At 56.6% G+C, this 15,648-nt stretch carries 10 protein-coding genes and 3 pseudogenes; 10 read left to right on the forward strand and 3 right to left on the reverse strand.

Annotation, left to right across the window (positions count from 1 at the left end; genetic code table 11):
• Nucleotides 1-124: 124 nt before the first annotated feature.
• From AC4ANK_RS14565 to AC4ANK_RS14600, 8 genes and pseudogenes are all read left to right on the forward strand, one after another.
• Nucleotides 125-1,003, forward strand: a pseudogene (locus AC4ANK_RS14565) (DegT/DnrJ/EryC1/StrS family aminotransferase); the annotation flags it as partial.
• Nucleotides 1,000-2,013, forward strand: a complete 1,014-nt coding sequence (gene arnC / locus AC4ANK_RS14570) for an undecaprenyl-phosphate 4-deoxy-4-formamido-L-arabinose transferase (RefSeq protein ID WP_002553515.1) — start codon at nucleotides 1,000-1,002, stop codon at nucleotides 2,011-2,013. The pseudogene AC4ANK_RS14565 and the gene arnC, both read left to right, overlap by 4 nt.
• A complete protein-coding gene (gene arnA, locus AC4ANK_RS14575; protein WP_031597972.1) occupies nucleotides 2,010-4,001 on the forward strand; it encodes a bifunctional UDP-4-amino-4-deoxy-L-arabinose formyltransferase/UDP-glucuronic acid oxidase ArnA in 1,992 nt (663 codons plus the stop codon). The genes arnC and arnA overlap by 4 nt, the downstream gene beginning before the upstream one ends.
• A complete protein-coding gene (gene arnD, locus AC4ANK_RS14580; RefSeq protein ID WP_002553514.1) occupies nucleotides 4,001-4,882 on the forward strand; it encodes a 4-deoxy-4-formamido-L-arabinose-phosphoundecaprenol deformylase in 882 nt (293 codons plus the stop codon). Before arnA ends, arnD begins: the two co-directional genes overlap by 1 nt.
• On the forward strand, nucleotides 4,882-6,531 hold the full coding sequence (gene arnT / locus AC4ANK_RS14585; protein ID WP_002553513.1) for a lipid IV(A) 4-amino-4-deoxy-L-arabinosyltransferase: 1,650 nt from the start codon (nucleotides 4,882-4,884) through the stop codon (nucleotides 6,529-6,531). Before arnD ends, arnT begins: the two co-directional genes overlap by 1 nt.
• Entirely contained in the window at nucleotides 6,528-6,872 is a 345-nt protein-coding gene (gene arnE, locus AC4ANK_RS14590) for a 4-amino-4-deoxy-L-arabinose-phosphoundecaprenol flippase subunit ArnE (protein WP_002553512.1), read from the forward strand. Before arnT ends, arnE begins: the two co-directional genes overlap by 4 nt.
• Nucleotides 6,869-7,303 (forward strand): 4-amino-4-deoxy-L-arabinose-phosphoundecaprenol flippase subunit ArnF, encoded by a 435-nt coding sequence (gene arnF / locus AC4ANK_RS14595; protein ID WP_002553511.1) that lies wholly within the window; start codon nucleotides 6,869-6,871, stop codon nucleotides 7,301-7,303. The genes arnE and arnF overlap by 4 nt, the downstream gene beginning before the upstream one ends.
• Nucleotides 7,281-8,675: a UDP-glucose dehydrogenase family protein gene (locus tag AC4ANK_RS14600; protein WP_002553510.1), complete on the forward strand. Its 1,395-nt coding sequence runs from the start codon at nucleotides 7,281-7,283 to the stop codon at nucleotides 8,673-8,675. Before arnF ends, AC4ANK_RS14600 begins: the two co-directional genes overlap by 23 nt.
• A 34-nt stretch (nucleotides 8,676-8,709) precedes the next feature.
• On the opposite strand, the pseudogene AC4ANK_RS14605 reads toward AC4ANK_RS14600, so the two are convergent.
• A pseudogene (locus tag AC4ANK_RS14605) lies at nucleotides 8,710-10,196 on the reverse strand (ArnT family glycosyltransferase).
• A 327-nt stretch (nucleotides 10,197-10,523) separates the two neighbouring features.
• Here AC4ANK_RS14605 and AC4ANK_RS14610 point away from each other — a divergent pair.
• Nucleotides 10,524-12,229, forward strand: a pseudogene (locus AC4ANK_RS14610) (LTA synthase family protein).
• A 119-nt stretch (nucleotides 12,230-12,348) separates the two neighbouring features.
• On the opposite strand, the gene pmrG reads toward AC4ANK_RS14610, so the two are convergent.
• Nucleotides 12,349-13,038, reverse strand: a complete 690-nt coding sequence (gene pmrG / locus AC4ANK_RS14615; RefSeq protein ID WP_220273661.1) for a lipopolysaccharide core heptose(II)-phosphate phosphatase PmrG — start codon at nucleotides 13,036-13,038, stop codon at nucleotides 12,349-12,351.
• Between the two features lie 244 nt (nucleotides 13,039-13,282).
• Here pmrG and AC4ANK_RS14620 point away from each other — a divergent pair, with 244 nt between their 5' ends.
• Nucleotides 13,283-14,086 carry a phosphatase PAP2 family protein gene (locus AC4ANK_RS14620; RefSeq protein ID WP_031598433.1) on the forward strand — a complete coding sequence of 268 codons (804 nt, stop codon included), beginning with the start codon at nucleotides 13,283-13,285 and terminating at the stop codon, nucleotides 14,084-14,086.
• Here the strand turns inward: AC4ANK_RS14620 and AC4ANK_RS14625 are convergent.
• Nucleotides 14,079-15,380, reverse strand: coding sequence for a sensor histidine kinase (locus AC4ANK_RS14625; RefSeq protein ID WP_002553504.1), 1,302 nt, complete (start codon nucleotides 15,378-15,380; stop codon nucleotides 14,079-14,081). The genes AC4ANK_RS14620 and AC4ANK_RS14625 overlap by 8 nt on opposite strands.
• Between the last annotated feature and the right edge of the window lie 268 nt (nucleotides 15,381-15,648).

Raw genomic sequence — 15,648 nt, forward strand, 5'->3', positions numbered from 1 at the left:
TGCCTGGCAAATTACGGCTTGCCACCGCTGCGCGGCAAGTTGATCGGAGCATCCCTAGGGGGGAGGTAGAGCTAGGTTTTACCTCTAATCTGATGCACTTAGTATAGTTTTAGGTGATACCAATATTTGCCTGCTGGGGGCCACTCCGGTTTTTGTCGACGTCGACCGTGGCACTCTGATGAGCAGCGCCGCGCTCATTGAGGAAGCCATCACGCCACGAACCAAAGCGATCGTGCCGGTGCATTACGCTGGCGCCGCATTCGATCTCGACCCGCTTTATGCGCTGGCAGATCGGCACGGGATTACGGTGATAGAAGACGCTGCACATGCGACCGGAACCGCTTACAAGGGTCGTCCGATCGGCAACCAAGGCACCGCGATATTTTCATTTCACGCGATCAAGAACATGACCTGTGCCGAAGGTGCAATGTTCGTCACTGACAATGCACAACTGGCTGATCGGGTGCGCCAACTTAAATTTCATGGTCTGGGTGTCGACGCCTACGACCGGCTGACGCTGGGTCGCAAACCACAGGCAGAAGTCATGGAGCCAGGCTTCAAATACAACCTGGCCGACCTGAATGCGAGTATCGCCCTGGTGCAGTTGCAACGCCTTGACGCAATCAATGCAAAGCGTCAGGCGCTCGCCAGCCACTATCTCGAACGACTGGCCGCGAGCCCGGTCCTGCCCCTCGCCCTGCCCCGCTACGCCCAGCATCACGCCTGGCACTTGTTCATTCTGCGCATTGATCCCGAGCGCTGCGGGCTGGATCGCGACGCGTTCATGAAGGCCTTGCAGGCTCAAAACATCGGCACCGGCATCCACTTCATAGCGACTCACCTGCACAGCTATTACCGCAAGCGTTTCCCTGACGTCTGCCTGCCAGACACCGAATGGAACTCATCAAGGCTTTGCTCTATCCCCCTGTTCCCTGACATGACGCTGGATGATGTCGAGCGGGTTGTCAGTGCCATTGAATCGACCGTGGAATCCAGCCATTGAGACCCTACCCAATCAAGTTTGTGTCGATTGTCATCCCTGTCTACAACGAGCGCCAGAGCTTGCCCGAGTTGCTACGGCGTACTGAAGCGGCCTGTAAACAATTGAATCACCGCTTCGAAATCGTGCTGGTGGATGACGGCAGTCGCGACGACTCGGCAGAGATTCTTCAGCAGGCCGCCGAGCGCAGCGCCAGCCCCTTCGTTGCGGTGATTCTGAATCGTAACTACGGTCAGCACGCAGCGATTATGGCTGGGTTCGAGCAGTGCAAAGGTGATGTGGTAATCACCCTCGACGCTGATCTGCAGAACCCTCCCGAGGAAATTCCCCGGCTGGTGGCGCTTGCAGAGCAGGGATATGACGTTGTCGGCACAGTGCGCAGCAATCGTCAGGACTCCGCATGGCGACGTTGGCCATCAAAGATCATAAACGTGGCAGTACAGCGTTCCACCGGCGTGGCTATGAGTGATTACGGCTGCATGCTGCGCGCGTACCGGCGCACGATTGTCAATGCAATGCTGGCCTGCCGGGAGCGCAGCACCTTCATTCCGATTTTGGCCAACAGTTTTGCGCGGCACACGACGGAGGTATTGGTCGATCACGCTGAACGTGAACATGGCGACTCGAAATACAGCCCCATGCGCCTGGTCAACCTCATGTTTGACCTGATCACCTGCATGACCACTACGCCCTTGCGCCTGCTCAGCATTATCGGCTTCAGCATGGCGCTGCTCGGTGTGCTGTTCGCTGCGTTACTGATCATTCTGCGTCTGATCTTCGGTGCGCCATGGGCCGGTGACGGCACGTTCGTGCTGTTTGCGGTGTTGTTCGTATTCACCGGAGGGCAGTTCATCGGTATGGGATTACTGGGTGAATACCTGGGCCGAATGTACAGCGATGTCCGCGCGCGCCCGCGCTTCTTCATTGAAAAAGTCGTGCGCAGCTCGTCCGAAGTTGTCAGCGAAAGCGTTGATTCCTCTGTAACTCCCTATATGAACAAGGTTGCGCCATGAGCCCTAAAGCTGTCGTTTTCGCCTATCACGATATTGGCTGTGTCGGCCTGCAAGCGCTGCTGGGCGCAGGTTATGAAATTGCTGCAGTTTTCACTCACGCCGACGACCCCAGGGAAAAAACCTTCTTCGGTTCCGTGGCGCAGCTGTGTGCGCGACATGGCATTCCCGTGCATGCTCCTGAGGACCCTAATCACCCTTTGTGGGTGGAACGCATCGGCAAACTGGCCCCTGACTTCATCTTTTCCTTCTATTACCGCCAGTTGCTCGGTGAGCCTCTACTGGCGTGTGCCAGCAAAGGCGCATTGAACCTGCATGGCTCGCTGTTACCACGCTACCGCGGACGAGCGCCGGCAAACTGGGTGCTGGTCAATGGCGAAAGCGAGACCGGCGTGACCTTGCATCAGATGGTCAAGCGCGCCGATGCAGGGCCGATAGTCGCTCAGCAACGCGTCTCGATAAGTTCCACCGATACAGCCTTGACGCTCCACGGCAAACTGCGTGAAGCCGCCGCTGACCTGCTTAGTGAAACGCTACCGCTGCTTGCCCTCGGGCAACTTTCAGGCACGCCGCAGGACGAAACCCTTGCAAGCTGTTTCGGTCGCCGCACCCCGGCCGACGGTTTGATCGACTGGTCGCTTCCGGCCACGCAACTGTACAACCTGATACGGGCAGTCACGCAGCCCTACCCTGGCGCATTTTGCGCGGTAGGCGAAAACAAGTTGATTGTCTGGGCCGCCAGTGCCGAAGCAGGCAACAACGGCGAAGCACCCGGCACGGTCATCAGTCACGACCCATTGCGTATCGCCTGCGGTGAGGGTTCGCTGGTGATCAACGCAGGGCAGCGCGGCGACAACGGCTTGTACCTCAGTGGGGCACAACTGGCTCGCGAGTTCGGGCTGGTGGAAGGCTCGCAACTGCTCGATACAGAAAAGCGCCGCCCGGCCCGCCGTACCCGCGTGCTGATCCTAGGCGTCAACGGTTTCATCGGCAATCATCTGTCAGAACGCTTGTTGCAGGAAGATCGTTACGACATCTACGGCATGGACATCGGTTCAGACGCCATTGAGCGCCTGCGAACCAAGCCGAACTTTCACTTTATCGAAGGCGACATCAGCATCCACACCGAGTGGATCGAGTATCACATCAAGAAATGCGATGTGGTGCTGCCATTGGTGGCCATCGCTACACCGATTGAATACACCCGCAACCCGTTGCGGGTGTTTGAGCTGGATTTTGAAGAAAACCTGAAGATCGTCCGTTACTGCGTGAAGTACAACAAGCGGGTGATCTTCCCGTCAACGTCCGAAGTCTATGGTATGTGCCAGGACGCAAGCTTCAACGAAGACACATCGAACCTTATCGTTGGCCCGATCAACAAGCAGCGCTGGATCTACTCGGTGTCCAAGCAACTGCTGGACCGCGTGATCTGGGCCTATGGTCAGAAAGGCCTGCAATTCACCCTGTTTCGCCCGTTCAACTGGATGGGCCCACGCCTGGACCGACTGGACTCGGCGCGTATCGGCAGTTCTCGGGCCATCACCCAACTGATTTTGCATTTGGTGGAAGGTACGCCGATTCGGCTGGTGGATGGCGGGGCCCAGAAGCGCTGTTTCACCGATGTCGCCGACGGTATCGAGGCGCTGGCGCGGATTATCGAAAATCGTGATGGGCGCTGTAATGGTCAGATCATCAACATCGGTAACCCCGACAATGAAGCCAGCATTCGCCAATTGGGTGAAGAGCTGCTGCGCCAGTTCGAAGCGCACCCGTTGCGCGGCAACTTCCCGCCATTCGCAGGCTTTCGCGAAGTAGAAAGCCAGTCCTTTTATGGCAAGGGTTATCAGGATGTCAGCCATCGCAAACCGAGTATCGACAACGCCCGACAGTTGATTGGCTGGACACCAGGTATCGAGCTGAGCGAAACGATTGGCAAAACCCTGGACTTCTTCCTTCGCGAAGCCATGGCTGAAAAGGCGGATATGCGCTGATGCAGGCAGGCTTAAGAATCGATGTCGACACATATAGGGGCACCCGTGAAGGCGTGCCAAGGTTGCTGGACATACTCGATGAAGCTCAGGTCAAGGCGACGTTCTTTTTCAGCGTCGGCCCCGACAACATGGGACGTCACCTGTGGCGTCTCGCACGGCCGACGTTTTTCTGGAAGATGCTTCGATCCAGAGCAGCGAGCCTGTATGGCTGGGATATTCTGCTGGCGGGTACTGCGTGGCCAGGCAAGCCGATCGGACGCGACCTTGGCCCGTTGATGCGTCGCGCTCTGGATGCAGGCCACGAGGTCGGCCTGCATGCGTGGGATCACCATGGCTGGCAAGCCAATGCCGGACGCTGGAACGATCGCCAGTTGACCGCACAGATACACCGTGGGGTCGACTGTCTGAGCGACATTTTAGGCAACCCGGTGATCTGCTCCGCAGCAGCCGGCTGGCGTGCCGACCAGCATGTCGTGCAGGCCAAGCAGGCGTTTGGCTTCCGCTACAACAGCGACTGTCGCGGCGCTACCCTGTTTCGCCCGTTACTGGCTGATGGCAGACTCGGCACGCCGCAGATCCCGGTGGACTTGCCGACCTTCGACGAGGTGGTCGGCCCACAGCTCCAGCCAGGTGCCTTCAACGAATACATCCTCAACCGCTTCGCTGCGCAACGGCTCAACGTCTACACCATTCATGCTGAAGTCGAAGGCATTGTCATGGCGGACGGCTTCAGGCAGCTTTTAAGGCAGGCCGATGCACGGGAAATCGAGTTCAACCCGCTGGGCCAGCTGCTGCCGGAATCCATCGAGCAACTGCCTTGCGGACAAGTTGTTCGCGGTCACTTGCCCGGTCGCGAAGGCTGGCTGGGAGTGCAACAGTGATGCACTCCAGATACCGTGATGGCGCACTCCTGTTAGCGGCATTCTTGCTGGCCTACCTGCTACCGCTGGGTTTACATGGTTTGTGGATTCCCGATGAAACCCGTTATGCCCAGATCAGCCAGGAAATGCTTCACAGCGGCAACTGGATCGCCCCGCACTTCATGGGCTTGCGTTACTTTGAAAAACCGGCTGCCGGCTATTGGCTGATTGCCTTGGGCCAAGCGGTCTTTGGCGAGAACCTGTTCGGCGTGCGCATTGCTTCGGCGATAAGCACCGGTTTAAGTGTCTTGCTGGCCTACCTGCTGGCAGGAAAGATCTGGAGCGACCCGCGCAAAAGCTTTGCCAGCGCACTGCTTTTCATGAGTTTCGGTTTCGTCGCCGGCCAGGCCGGTTACAGCAATCTCGACCCGCAATTTACCCTCTGGACCAACTTGACGCTGGTAACGTTCTGGTACGCCGTGCACAGCATCGGCCGAGCCCGCCTGGTAGCCTGGACGGTGGTCGGCGTAGCCTGCGGTATGGGGTTCATGACCAAGGGATTTCTGGCCTGGGCGTTACCGGCCATCATCACCCTGCCCTACATGCTATGGCAAAGACGCCTGACTGAACTGCTCAGGTTCGGCCCGCTTGCGGTGGTGATTGCCATTGCGGTCTGTCTGCCATGGGCGCTGGCGGTACACCAGCAAGAGCCCGACTACTGGCGTTACTTTTTCTGGCACGAGCACATTCGCCGATTTGCCGGGGACAATGCGCAGCATGCCCAACCCTGGTGGTTCTACCTGCCTCTGCTGATCGCCGCGTGCCTGCCTTGGGCGCTGCTGCTGCCAGTGACGTTTAAGCAGGCCTGGCAACGAAAAAGCAGGCCCGATACTGCCTTCCTGCTGCTATGGCTGGTCCTGCCGCTGGCATTTCTGAGCCTGAGCAAAGGTAAATTGCCGACCTACATACTGCCTTGCCTGCTGCCGCTGGCATTGCTCATGGCTGACGCTCTGGTCGAACGTCTCAATCAAGGCCGTGGCAGGGCGTTGCGTGTTAACGGAATAGTTAACGCAGCATTGACCTTCCTCGGACTTTTAGCGCTGATCTACGTGCAGTTGAAACAGCCCTTGTACGAAAACGAACCGATGCACTTGTTGCTGGCGGTCATCGTACTTACCGGGTGGACGCTCACCAACGCCCTGCAAGGCATCCGCCCTTTGACCTTCTGGGCGCTGCCAGCGGTGGGAAGCTGGTTGCTGATCGTATTGCTGCCCGCGGCCCTGCCAAACGACGTGGTGTACAACAAGACTCCCGACCAGTTTGTCGCCAGACATCAAGCGGAGCTGGCAGCCTGTACACATTTGCTGAGCAATGATCTGGGCGCTGCCTCTGCCCTGTCGTGGCGCCTGAAACGACCGGACATTACGCTTTTCAATACCTGGGGCGAGCTTGAATACGGCTTGGGCTATCCGGATGTACAGGGCCGCCAAGTCCGTCTGCAGGGCATCGACGCCTGGGTTACAAAAGCCCGAAGCGAAGGCCGGGTCGGCGTGATCATGCGCGGCAAGAGTGATGAGGAGTTGCGGGAGCTTGAACTGCTTCCCAAGGATGGCCAGCGTTACGACGAAGGCAACCTGGCCATCCTCATTTATGAGAAGTCAGCGCCATGACCTGGCAGATGCTCCTGGGCGCATGCCTGCTGACGTGCCTGGGCCAGATCGCGCAAAAGTACGCCGTGGAAGGCTGGCGCGAGACATTTCCCGGCGTATTGGCTGCACTGCGTTCTATGTGGCTGTGGCTGGCGATCGCCTGCCTCGGGCTGGGTCTGCTGGTCTGGCTGTTGGTGTTGCAACGCATGGATGTAGGCATCGCGTATCCCATGCTGGGCCTCAACTTCGTGCTGATCACCCTGGTGGGACGCTATGTTTTCAAAGAGCCGGTTGACCCACAGCACTGGCTTGGTATCGCGTTGATCCTTGTCGGCGTATTTCAGCTGGGACGTCAGGCATGACTCGCCGTAGCGCAACGATGTGCGCCTTGACCAGCGTTGTACTGGTCAGTTCGGCGCAATTGGGCATGCGCTGGAGCATGAGCCGCCTGCCCTCACCTGGACAATGGCTCGACCTGCAGGACATCGGGCAGGTTCAGTCCAGTGCCATCGCCGTCATCTGCGCCTCGATCACAGCCTATGCACTCTCCATGCTTTTCTGGCTGCTGGCGCTGCGCGATTTGCCCCTCAGCCGTGCCTATTCGCTCCTCAGTATCAGCTATGCACTGGTTTATACGCTGGCTGCAACTCTGCCATTTTTCCACGAGACGTTCACGGTATCGAAAACTGTGGGTGTCACGCTGATCGTGGCAGGTGTCTTGACCATCAACCTGCGGCGCATCTCCAGCCCGTCACTTCAGGATCTTTCCCATGAGAATCAGCGTTTTCGGTAGCGGATATGTAGGTCTGGTACAGGCGACCGTACTTGCCGAAGTCGGCCATGATGTTGTCTGTATGGACATTGACCAGGCCAAAATCGATCAACTGCGTCAGGGTCAGGTACACATTTACGAGCCTGGACTGGCCAATCTCGTGCGTGACAATCTGGATCATGAACGTCTGCACTTCACCACCGACGAGCGACTGGCGGTGGAGCATGCCGAGGTGCTTTTCATCGCGGTTGGCACGCCCTCCCGAGCAGATGGCTCGGCCGATCTCGGCGGTTTTTTTGCGGTAGGCGAAGCCATTGCCCGGCATCGCTGCGAGCCGCTGATCATCGTCGAGAAGTCCACCGTGCCGGTCGGCAGTGGCGACGCCTTGCGAGGCCATATCGACAAGGTATTGCGTCAGGCCGGTCGCCTGTTGCAGTTCGATATAGTGTCCAACCCCGAGTTTCTCAAGGAAGGCTCGGCGGTCAACGATTGCCGGCGCCCGGACCGGATTGTCATCGGCTGCGAAAATGAAGCGGTGCGCAAAGTCATGCGCGAGCTGTATGCACCGTTCAACCGCAACCATGACCGCATCATGTTCATGGACCTGCGCAGCGCCGAACTGACCAAGTACGCCGCCAACTGCATGCTGGCGACCAAAATCAGTTTCATCAACCAGATCGCCGAGCTGGCAGAACATCTGGGCGCAGACGTTGAGTCCGTCAGGCTGGGCATCGGTGCCGACTCACGCATTGGTTATGACTTCATCTACCCCGGTTGCGGCTATGGCGGCTCATGCTTCGGCAAGGACATCCGCGCCCTGATTCACAGCGCCAGAGAGGCGCATTGCTCCAATGACCTGCTGTCGGTGGTCGAGGCCATCAACGAACGACAGAAGAACAAACTGTTCGAGCGGGTCAACGCGTTCTATCAGGGCGACCTGCGCGGCAAGACCTTTGCCCTGTGGGGCCTGGCATTCAAGCCCAACACCGACGACATGCGCGATGCCCCCAGCCGCGTGCTCATGGAAGCGCTGTGGGACGCGGGGGCCAGCGTGCGCGCGTTCGACCCCGAGGCCATGCAGGAAACCCAACGCATATATGGTCATCGCAAGGACCTGATTCTAATGGGAACACCTGAGTCCGTTCTCAACGATGCCGATGCGCTGATCATCTGCACCGAGTGGCAACAGTTCAAAGCCCCGGATTTCGAGCAGATACAGCAGCGGCTGAATGCACCGATCATCTTCGACGGCCGGAATCTGTATGACACCGAACGGCTGGCAAAGCGCGGCTTTCACTACTTCCCCATCGGTCGTGGTGAATCGTGCGATCTGCCAATCCCGCAGAAGCGGTGGACACCCTATGACCAGTTAACCAGCAGTCAGGCCATATGAATGGCCCTGCTCCGCCCGCCGTACAGAGGGGCTGTCAGTTACTGACAGCCCCTGCCCCTGGTGCCTGACTGACGAAATAGTAGACACGATCCCCGACCTTTACGCTGTCAACAATCTGCAGAGGCGGTTCGGGTGGCTGCATGCTTTCCATCACAGCGACATTGCCGTCAGCGCTGGTAAGAAAACCAGTCAATTCAGCGTTACTATTGAGTGTTTTCAGAAGGCTCTGACTATAGAACACGCTGGCCCCGCCAGCCGTTCGCTGGGCTGGAACAAGGCAACCTGCCGTCCCTGCAACTGCAAGGTATGGACTTTGTCGGTCAGCGGCAGAAATGACAACTGCCTGTCGGCTTGTGGCGCGAGCCATAGGGCTGCACTTAGATAGCTCGCTACAACCAGCACAACGCCTGCAGCCATGAGCGCCTTTCCATTCCTCACGATAGACGCCGCAAAAAATGAGCGTCCCGAGCGAGCCTGCAATCGCTCACCCAGAACAAAAGCATATTCCGCAGCAATCACTGCCGCCGCAGGTGCCAACGACATCAGATAAACCATGCGTTTACTGGAGGCCAGCGACAACAGCAGGAACTGCGCGCCCAGCCACAGGGCGAAGAACAGCAGATAACGATTGGCCATTAACTGCTTTCGAAAATGCCACAACCCCAGATAAACCAGGATATTCCATGGCAAAAATGCTTCAAGCAGTTTTGTCAGGTAGTAATAGGCAGGTTCGTAGTGCCCCGCCTCTTCGAAGGAACCACTGAAGCGTCCAACGCTGTTGGTCCACAGCACGTCCTTCAATGACTGCGTGCCACCCTGTCCGTACAGGAAACACAGCCACACGAGCAGCGGAGTCAGAGCAACAAGGGTGAACATTGCCGGGCGCAACCAGTGAGCAATAGCAATGCGTTTGTTCTGCAACGACTCGCAAACAAGCCAGGCGAAAATCACCACGCCCGGCATTGCCAGCCCCAGCACGCCCTTGCTCAGGGTCGCCAGTGTGATACCCAGCGTGAACAGCAACCAGGGCCCTGTAGAGAGTCCGTCACCACGCAGGCGATTACTGGCATGGAAGAATGCCAGCAAGGCCGTGGTTACCCCCAGCGCCAGCAAGGCGTCCTCGCCCACTTGCCGCGAATTGCTCCAAAAGCTGGCCTGGGTCGCCAGCATGAAAGCAGCTACCCAGGCCACGAATACCGGCCGGCCGAAACGCCGCAGCATGCTGTAAAGCAGCAACACGCTGAGCAGGCCGGCGCAGGCAGAAGCCAGTCTCACCGCCCATGGGGCAGGACCGAACACCCGAATAGCCGCCGCATCCAGCCACACACTCATCGGCGGTTTTTCCAGGAAAGGCTGGTTGTTCAATTTCGGCGTAATCCAGTTGCCACTCAAGTGCATTTCCATGGCGATGCCAGCAACGCGCGGTTCCGTCGAATTTTGCAACTGGTGATTTCCCAGTGCGAGAAAAAACAGCAAGACACCCAGCAGTAACAGCAACGGCGAACGCACACGAGAAGTCATCAAGGGAGATACCGGTTTGACGAGAAAGAGGATACCGACAGGCAACAGGACGACAAATTATAAACAGTGAGTTGTTGAATAATTGTTGAACAGCTCTTAAACATTTTTTTCACGCCTGCGCAACCAAATACTCACCCTTGTGTATAAATAATTGGCTAACACTAATTAATAGAGCGTGCAGGATGCACTGTCTTTCCGCGTGTGTTTATGATTACAGAAATTTGACAACGCGAAAAACTCTTCTAACTTTCATGCCGCAGCAGTAGACGCTGATGCTCAACACTTCACCCTGAAATTTCAGATTTTTCCCGTCCAAGGAATTGACAAATGCGGATTTATTCAACAGCCCCAGCCCGATTCTTGCTGCTGGCGACTGGTACATGGCTGATCATTTTCTTTCTGACACGCCTTTTTTTATTTTCGACTCATATGGATGAAGCAGGAACGCAGTTTTTCGCGACCTTCGCAACAGGACTTCTCTACGACCTTGCATTCCTGAGCTACGCTGCCGTCCCCCTGGGCATTTACGTCTTCCTCTGCCCGCCGGTGTTGTGGCGTGCCCGCGGGCACCGCTGGTTCCTTCAGGGAGTCATGACGTTAAGTATATTCGTCATGCTGTTTGTATCGGTCGCCGAATGGCTGTTCTGGGATGAGTTCGGGGGGAGGTTCAACTTTATCGCGGTGGACTACCTGGTCTATTCCGATGAAGTACTCAATAACATTCTCGAATCCTACCCTGTTGGTAAACTGCTCGGCATTCTGGCGCTGGTTGCTATCGTCGTTAGTCTGCTGATCAGTCGAGCAGTAGCCGCAGCAGTGAAAGCGCCCCTGCCGTCCTATCGTGGTCGTCTTGCCGCCAGTGCATATTGCTATTGTTCGCGGGTATCAGCCTGCAATGGATCAACAACCCGGGAACGCCACGCACGCCTAACATCGTACTGGTCACCATCGAAAGTCTCAGTGCCAAACACCTGGGCAGCAATGGCGACACACGCAACCTGACGCCCAACCTCGATGCGCTACGCAAACAGGGTCTTTACTTCAACAACTTCTACGCCACAGGTACACGCACCGACCGTGGTCTGGAGGCAATAACCCTTTCCATTCCGCCCACGCCAGGGCGCTCGGTGGTCAAGCGCGTGGGTCGTGAGAGTGGTTTTGCCAGCCTGGGTCAGCAATTGGCCCATGTGGGCTATGACAGCGTTTTCGTTTATGGCGGGCGTGGTTACTTCGACAACATGAATGCTTTTTTCAGCGGCAACGGTTATCGCGTCGTTGATCAGAGCAGCGTCAAGGAAGAGGACATTCACTTCAAGAATGCCTGGGGTATGGCTGACGAAGACCTTTATCGTCAGGCGCTGAACCTGGCGGATGCCGATTTTGCGGCAAAAAAACCGTTCCTGCTGCAACTCATGACGACGTCCAACCATCGCCCTTATACGTATCCCGAAGGACGTATCGACATCCCGTCGGGTAACGGCCGTGATGGCGCAGTGAAATATACCGATTACGCCATTGGCAAGTTCCTGGCGGACGCGCGCCAGAAACCATGGTTCGACAACACAATATTCGTCTTCGTCGCTGACCACACCGCGGGCAGCGCCGGAAAGGAAGACCTGCCTATCGATAACTACGCTATCCCGCTGTTCATCTACGCCCCCAAGCTGATCCAGCCGGCAGAAATATCCCGTCTGGCCAGCCAGATCGACCTGGCGCCCACCTTGCTGGGGTTGTTGAACCTGGACTATCAATCGACGTTCTTCGGCCGCAACCTGTTTCTGGACACCTCGTTGCCGCCTCGCGTGGTAGTCGGCAATTACCAGCACCTGGGCCTGTTTGACGGAAACAACCTTGCGATCCTCAGCCCCCGCCAAGGCCTGCGTCGTCACGACAATGCGCTGGGAGAAAGTGTCGAAAGCAAGGCGACCAGCGATGATCCGTTGATCACTCGTGCCATCGCTTATTACCAGGTTGCCAGTTACGGGTTCAAACACAAGTTGCTCGGCTGGAAGCCTGAAAACGCCAAACCATAGCCGTAACGCAACATCGCCACTTATAGAGGGCAAGCCACGACTTGCCCTCTATCCGAGCAGACCCTCTTCGATGCGCGCCGCCCTCAGTCACTGCCAAGTTTCACCAAGTACCTGGCAACTCAGCGGCTTTTCTGCTGCGCCAGTTGCGTCCAGTCCTCCGGGTTTATAATTCCCCGGATAACGGGTTTACCCTGGCTGTCGAGCGAAATGAAAAGCGCACTGTCGTACTCGCTGGTGGCAGCATGAGGATACCCATGCAGACTTTCCAGCTGACCGATACAACCGCTGTGCGTCACCAGAATCAGATTTCGATTCAGAGACTTGTGCGCCACGACCTCATTCAGCATTGTCTCGTCACAGTTGTACAACCATTCCTGAGCCTCCACCGGATGGCCAAACATGGCTTGTGCGGTCTGGGCGGTGCGGGTCAAGGGGCTGGTTATTACATCGGTGTGTGCGAGCCCGAGTTCGCTGAACGACCGGCCGACATCTGTCGAAACGGAACTGCCGTAGCGAGTGATGCCGTCGTTTGCATCAAGGCACTCGTTGCTGGAGCGGTCGCAGCGTTCGCCGTGGCGAACCAGTACCATCACATCACCTTTCTTCCAGCTGGCATACAAACCGGACATGGCCAGATTCTCGCCCTGAACAAGCCGAACTGGCGAACGCGGCCAATAGGTGTAACCCGTCAACACGAGCAAGGAAATCACAATGGCGGCCCCCATCAGAACAACGTTTATCCTGCCGCCCAGAAGCGAAGATGCCCTGAACGCGGATTTACCATAACTTTTCATCAAGTTGCCCCGCATGCCTGCCTGTTCAATGGACAGCCGAACACGCTGGCTCTGTCCTTTTAAGGCCGCCAGCTTGATCAAGGACGCGTCATCGTCGGGTCAATGACATGTGAAAAAAATGCCAAAGCTGAATGAAACGGTTTTCATGAAACTCCCGCTAGGAATTGAACAGGCGGCTACGTATATTCTGCCTCGCAGAAGACTTGCGCACATCGATATGAACTCTCAAACCACGCAAATGACTACGGAATAAAAAAGAGTGCAAAGCGAAAAATCAAGATTCTATGCGTGGAACTTCGGCGTGCCGATGGCAATAGCGCTGTTGACCTTTGTCGTTTTTGATCTTACTTCGCTCGACGAAGCGATCAGCAACTGGCTGTACTACCCGCTTCAGGTATTTCCGTTTGAGCATGACCGCCTATTTGAAAATCTGACCCACCGCTGGCCCAGGATCATTCCCGACTGGACGGGAGAAGCCGCGGTGATCGGGCTATTGCTGTCCTTTATATGGCCACTGCTGAAACCCGGGCGCAATGACCGAGTGATTGGCTTGCTTGAAACCGCTCGGGTAGCGCCATTGTTACGCTTCACTGCTCGTCACCGTCGCGACCTGCTGTTTATCGTGGTCTCTTTCGCGGTGATCACCGGCATGATCCACTTTTTCAAAAGTCACACGAGCATTTACTGCCCTGTGGAAACCACTCTGTATGGCGGCACAATGGAGAAAAAGGAGTGGTTCGAAAACTTCAGCCTGTTCCATGAAGCAGGCGCGGGTCGTTGCTGGCCAGGAGGTCATGCCTCGGGTGGTTTTACCATGGTGGCACTGTATTTCGTTGCACGCCGTTACTGCTGGCGCCACGCCAAGGCAATCCTCTACGCATCGACCGTACTGGGTGCAATCTACGGCACCACGCGAGTGGTTCAAGGCTGGCATTTCATGTCCCACACGTTCTGGGCTGGTGTGATTGTCTGGCTCAGTGCGCTGCTTACCGCGCTTGCTTTTTATGGCTGGCGGCAGTTGGCGCAACCGCTTGAAACCAGAACGGATAAACCACTCAACTGACTCTGACGGGCTCGCTGTCCGCATCCTCCGGTTGCAGTTCCACCCGGAAACTGCAACCGCCAGGCAGATTGCTTGATGTCACCTGCCATCGCTGGTAGGCACAGATCCGATTAACCAGTGACAGCCCTACTCCCATCCCTTCACCACGTTGTTCATCGCCCCGTGCGAAGGGTCGGGACAACGCATTCTGCGTGTCGTCGGAAATGCCCGAACCGCTGTCCTCTACAGAAAACCCGGTCTTGAACAGCGACAGCTTGATATACCCCGTATCGGTGTAATGCCAGGCATTACGCAGCAGATTCCCCATTACCGAATGCAACAGGGTCGCGTTGTAAGACGCACCTGCGTTCGCGTCAGGACTGAAAATCAACTCCAGCCCCTTTTCTTCTATCGGCTTTCGCCATACCTCAATCAGGTCGCACGCCACTTCATGTACGGTCGCCCGAGGGCCATTGCGCGCATGGGCTCCATTGTCCCTGGCCAGCATGAGAAATGTTTCCACGAGCTGGCGCATATCGGACGTCGCCTGGGTGATACGCAAGACCTTCGCTCGCCCCACCTCATCCAGGCAGGGACTCTCAAGCAGTAACTCACTGGACGAGGCAAGTACCATCAAAGGAGTGCGCAACTCGTGACTGACATCACTGGTGAACAACTTCTCTCGGCCCAGTGCCGCTCGCAATTGCCCGAGCGTATGGTCAAAAGAAACAGCCAGCTCACCCACTTCATCATCGGCATAGTCCGGAGACAACGGCGGCGCAATAGACAACAGTTGATCACGGTGTCGAACCTGACGCGACAAGCGCGCGACCGGAGCGATGACGCGTGTGGCGAGCACACGCCCAAGCAACACGGCAAGCAGCACGCTGAGCACAAAACCGACAAATACAATGGCCAGCAACATCCTTTCGCGCTTTTCGAAACCACTTTGATCTCGCAACAACACATAGCGACGGTCGGCGACGGTACTCACCAGCGCGTAATACTCCTTGCCCTGACGGGTGATTTCCTGAAACCCCGGATGCAGATATTCCAGATCCTGCGGAACAGCCAAATCTCCTGCGCCTTCTTCGACGTAGAACAATTCCTCGCGCTCAGGCCGATGACTCCACTCATTGGTACTTTGCGCATTCAAGAGACGGTGCAGATCGTTTTCAAGATCAATGGTAATGAGCCTGGATTCAACGAAGTGCTCGGTCATGTATATACCGATGCCAAACATGGCCGCCACAAATGCGCTCATCAGCGCAAACACCACCACAATACGACGTCTCAGGTTGGTTTTTATATTCATGGCTTACCAAAACGACACGTTTGTGCATCACGCACGGGCGGGATATCGCGACGCTGGACACTTTACGCAACCGGTTCAAATCGACGATAGCTTATCGGTATAGCACGCAGGATCAGAATCTGCGACAGCGCCAGCCCACGTGCGGCAAGCGTATTGAGCGGCAACGCCAGAACACGCCAGCAAGGCATACGTCAGTCAACAAGACAATTGGCACGCTTGTTCTGTGCTTTATCAATGAGATTGTTTATTGTATGCGTATGATTCTCTA

Source organism: Pseudomonas sp. Pmew2, from assembly GCF_058129885.1.

What these genes read in the sequence shown, in the direction of transcription:
- arnA (WP_031597972.1), top strand. Translation starts at nt 2,010, where the DNA reads ATGAGCCCTAAAGCTGTCGTTTTCGCCTATCACGATATTGGCTGTGTC.
- arnD (WP_002553514.1), top strand. Translation starts at nt 4,001, where the DNA reads ATGCAGGCAGGCTTAAGAATCGATGTCGACACATATAGGGGCACCCGT.
- arnT (WP_002553513.1), top strand. Translation starts at nt 4,882, where the DNA reads ATGCACTCCAGATACCGTGATGGCGCACTCCTGTTAGCGGCATTCTTG.
- arnE (WP_002553512.1), top strand. Translation starts at nt 6,528, where the DNA reads ATGACCTGGCAGATGCTCCTGGGCGCATGCCTGCTGACGTGCCTGGGC.
- arnF (WP_002553511.1), top strand. Translation starts at nt 6,869, where the DNA reads ATGACTCGCCGTAGCGCAACGATGTGCGCCTTGACCAGCGTTGTACTG.
- AC4ANK_RS14600 (WP_002553510.1), top strand. Translation starts at nt 7,281, where the DNA reads ATGAGAATCAGCGTTTTCGGTAGCGGATATGTAGGTCTGGTACAGGCG.
- pmrG (WP_220273661.1), bottom strand. Translation starts at nt 13,038, where the DNA reads ATGCGGGGCAACTTGATGAAAAGTTATGGTAAATCCGCGTTCAGGGCA.
- AC4ANK_RS14625 (WP_002553504.1), bottom strand. Translation starts at nt 15,380, where the DNA reads ATGAATATAAAAACCAACCTGAGACGTCGTATTGTGGTGGTGTTTGCG.